This is a genomic window from Vibrio sp. 2134-1 (assembly GCF_033339495.1).
In genome coordinates this window covers 1-500 of the sequence record NZ_JAWOUS010001044.1, presented here as the reverse complement: position 1 = coordinate 500, position 500 = coordinate 1, and the positions used below count along the sequence as shown (strand labels likewise).

General features: G+C 49.6%; 1 protein-coding gene. It reads right to left on the bottom strand.

The features are described 5' to 3' along the window. On the bottom strand, positions 1-500 hold a 500-nt coding region (locus R7R78_RS29950), incomplete at both ends, for a secretin N-terminal domain-containing protein (protein WP_318119973.1).

Sequence of the window (500 nt, the reverse complement as noted above, 5' to 3'; positions counted from 1 at the left end):
ATACCTTGCTGGTAACCATCGCTAAGCGTGACTTCTAAGATTTTCGCTTCAAGAATCACTTGGCGTTGCATTCGTTCTTGAGACACACCCAAAAACTCGCGCACTTCACGAATATCATCAGGGAAAGCTCGCACGGTGATCACGCCAGCTTGTGGCGTAACTACCACACCTTGGCCTTTACCCGAACCAATTAAGTTCGCCACCGCTTGTTGCAACATTGGCCAAAAATCACTTTCGGTGATGGTTTCAATGCGCGTTCCGCCTGTTGATGTCGTCGAGCTATCGTTGCCGTTGTTGCTGTTGTTGGAATCTGAAGAGTCTGAGCTGTCAGAGCTACCACCAGAATTGGACGTACCAGCCGAAGTAACGGAGCCCGTGACAATGCTCGTCAGTGAGCGACCTGAGCGTTTAAACTGTAGGTAGTCGACTGGAATCGTCACCGTACGCATACCTGCCGGATAAACTTGGATTACTTTGCCCGATTTCATGACATCGTAACC